This window comes from Sulfuriferula multivorans (assembly GCF_003851125.1).
GTDB classification, from domain to species: domain Bacteria; phylum Pseudomonadota; class Gammaproteobacteria; order Burkholderiales; family Sulfuriferulaceae; genus Sulfuriferula; species Sulfuriferula multivorans.
Genome location: NZ_BGOW01000050.1, coordinates 1 through 2297, shown reverse-complemented (window position 1 = coordinate 2297; position 2297 = coordinate 1). Strand labels below are relative to the sequence as shown.

Here is a 2297-nt window from a genome sequence, read left to right as displayed (position 1 = left end):
CGACTTCGTCGAGGTAGCAGATCGCGCCGTGACGCGCTGCGATGGCCAGCGGGCCGTCCTGCCAACGGGTGCCGCTGGCATCCAGCAGAAAGCGCCCGACCAGGTCGGAGGCGGTCATGTCTTCGTTACACGCCACTGTAATCAATGGCTTGTTGAGTTTCCACGCCATGTATTCAACAAAGCGGGTTTTGCCGCAGCCGGTCGGGCCTTTCAGCATCATCGGCATGCGCACCGAGTAGGCGGCTTCGTACAGCGCGACTTCGTCGGCCACGCCCCGGTAGTAAGGTTCTTTTTCGATGCGGTACTGCGCGATTGTGTCATTCATATCAAACTCCATACTGCATTAGCTTTGATGAGACCGGGTTTACAGGATGTGACAAGCCGGTCATGCAAGCTGGCGATCCTGAAAAATCATGTAAAGACTGTCGAATCGATTTTCATTTGGCCGTATGCGGACAACTCAATCCGGCCACACTCGATCCGGATGCACGAACGGCTGCACGTCGGATTTGGCGGCCTTGGGCGCCGCAGCGGGTCGGGTTGTTTCCGGCCTGGTTACGCGTTCAGGCGCTGCAGCAGCTGGCGTCGCCACGGCCTCCTGAGTTTGTTGCGCCTTGATGTCGCGCACGCTCTGCGCCAGCCTGGATCCCATCTTTTTCACAGACATAAGACCTCCTCGATGATTGCTTCAATATCCGACACGGCATGCTGACCCCGCTTGCCGACGCCATATACACTCAGTCCTTCTACTGCCGCGCTGCGATACGCTGCGCGCCGCTGCATGCCGGCGGACAACACCGGCACATCGAATTCAGCCACTGCCTCGCGCATGTCGCGCGACAGCGCATTGCGCGACTCCAGCTGATTGAGCACCAGGCAGGCGCGCAGATCCGGGTTGTCGCGCTGCGCCTGTTTGACTGCCAGCGCCATATCCACACTCGCCCACAAGTCTATCGGTGAGGGCAATATCGGTATCAGCGCCAGGTGCGCCATGCGCATGATGGCGGCGACCGTCTCGCCTTGCACCGTCGGTGGGCAATCCACCACGACATAGCGGTGACTGCGCGCGAGCTTGCCCAGCACACCCGTGGGATTGCCCCCCAACTGGGCGACACCCGGCAGACCCGAATTGCCGCCCCCCATGCCGACCCATTGAGTGATCGAGCGCTGCGGATCCGCATCCACCAGGTGGGTGCTGCCACGCTGCGCCAAGCCTGCAGCCAAGTTCAGCGCCAGGGTTGTTTTGCCGGTGCCGCCCTTTTGATTGATGACTGCAATGATTCGGTTCGACATGCCTCCCCCGTCTCGTAATGGCTCATCGCGTGCCGCTTCCCGCTGTCCCGACCGCCGTTGTCAACTGCTCCGCCAATACCTTAATTTCATTGATAAAGTTGGAGTTGCGCTGTTGCAACGCCGTTTGCCCATCGCCATCAATACTAATGTTGGCGTAGGTTTTACCAAAGCTCACGTCCGGGTAGTAATCTTCGCGCTTGGACAAGTCCGCCATCTCGTCGAGAAATCGACGCGTGTCGGCATAGCTGGCAAACTCAAACCGCAGATTCAGGCTTGCAACCCGCTCCCCGCCAGGCGCCGCACTAGCCTGCTTGGCCTCGTTTTCGCTCATCACGTCACCCCCGCCAAATCCATTAACATTCGATCCAATTCCGCCAGGTGCCCCAGTTCATCCTGCAAAATTCCGGCGAACAGGGCTTGCGTCTCGGTGTCGCGCATCCGGGCACAATACTGTGCAGCTTCTTCATACAGACGTATTGCCTCGATTTCCAGCACACGGTCTATCTGCAACATTTCCGCCGCGCTTCGTCCGGTTCGTGCGGGTGGCAACTGTGTGGCATTGGAAGGCACACCCAGCACCAGCATCCTTTCCATCAGGCGTCCCGCATGCACCAGCTCCTCATTCACATCTTCACGCAGACGTGCGCTCATTTCGGACAGGCCCCACAGGCCAGTGAGTTTGGCCTGCATGAGATACTGCTGTACTGCCGCCAGCTCATGGCTGAGGGCGCGTGACAGATATCCGCTCAATCGTGGATCGGCATATATCGACATGGCGCGGTGCCTCCGGCAATCGCCTTAGCTGATATCGCCGTCACGCCCGCCCATACCGGCATCAGGCGAGTTGGGCAGGATGTTTTCGACTTCGTTGTGCACACGCGCAATGATGTGCGCGGCCACCAGTCCATCGCCCACGCGTTCGCACGCATCGGCACCGGCGCGCACGGCAGCATTCACCGCGCCCGTTTCGCCGCGCACCAGCACGGTCACGTAGCCGCCGCCAA

The 2297-nt window shown here is 59.9% G+C and carries 6 protein-coding genes; all 6 read right to left on the bottom strand.

All coding sequences use genetic code 11. The annotated features are described in order from the left end of the window. Nucleotides 1-325, bottom strand: a 325-nt coding sequence (locus EI185_RS17065; protein ID WP_145962403.1) for an AAA family ATPase, incomplete at its 3' end; no start/stop codon positions are given. Between the two features lie 135 nt (nucleotides 326-460). Beyond that, complete coding sequence (locus tag EI185_RS17060; RefSeq protein WP_124706355.1) at nucleotides 461-667, bottom strand: hypothetical protein; 207 nt, start codon at nucleotides 665-667, stop codon at nucleotides 461-463. Beyond that, on the bottom strand, nucleotides 658-1293 hold the full coding sequence (gene parA, locus EI185_RS17055) for a ParA family partition ATPase (protein WP_124706354.1): 636 nt from the start codon (nucleotides 1291-1293) through the stop codon (nucleotides 658-660). The genes EI185_RS17060 and parA overlap by 10 nt, the downstream gene beginning before the upstream one ends. Nucleotides 1294-1315: 22 nt before the next feature. Beyond that, nucleotides 1316-1624 (bottom strand): hypothetical protein, encoded by a 309-nt coding sequence (locus EI185_RS17050; protein WP_124706353.1) that lies wholly within the window; start codon nucleotides 1622-1624, stop codon nucleotides 1316-1318. Further along, nucleotides 1624-2067 carry a ferritin-like domain-containing protein gene (locus tag EI185_RS17045; protein WP_124706352.1) on the bottom strand — a complete coding sequence of 148 codons (444 nt, stop codon included), beginning with the start codon at nucleotides 2065-2067 and terminating at the stop codon, nucleotides 1624-1626. The genes EI185_RS17050 and EI185_RS17045 overlap by 1 nt, the downstream gene beginning before the upstream one ends. Nucleotides 2068-2091: 24 nt before the next feature. After that, nucleotides 2092-2297, bottom strand: a 206-nt coding sequence (locus tag EI185_RS17040; protein WP_124706351.1) for a BMC domain-containing protein, incomplete at its 5' end; no start/stop codon positions are given.

Excerpts from the sequence above, each read along its gene's own strand:
- EI185_RS17060 (WP_124706355.1), bottom strand. The coding sequence starts at position 667 with ATGTCTGTGAAAAAGATGGGATCCAGGCTGGCGCAGAGCGTGCGCGAC.
- parA (WP_124706354.1), bottom strand. The coding sequence starts at position 1,293 with ATGTCGAACCGAATCATTGCAGTCATCAATCAAAAGGGCGGCACCGGC.
- EI185_RS17050 (WP_124706353.1), bottom strand. The coding sequence starts at position 1,624 with ATGAGCGAAAACGAGGCCAAGCAGGCTAGTGCGGCGCCTGGCGGGGAG.
- EI185_RS17045 (WP_124706352.1), bottom strand. The coding sequence starts at position 2,067 with ATGTCGATATATGCCGATCCACGATTGAGCGGATATCTGTCACGCGCC.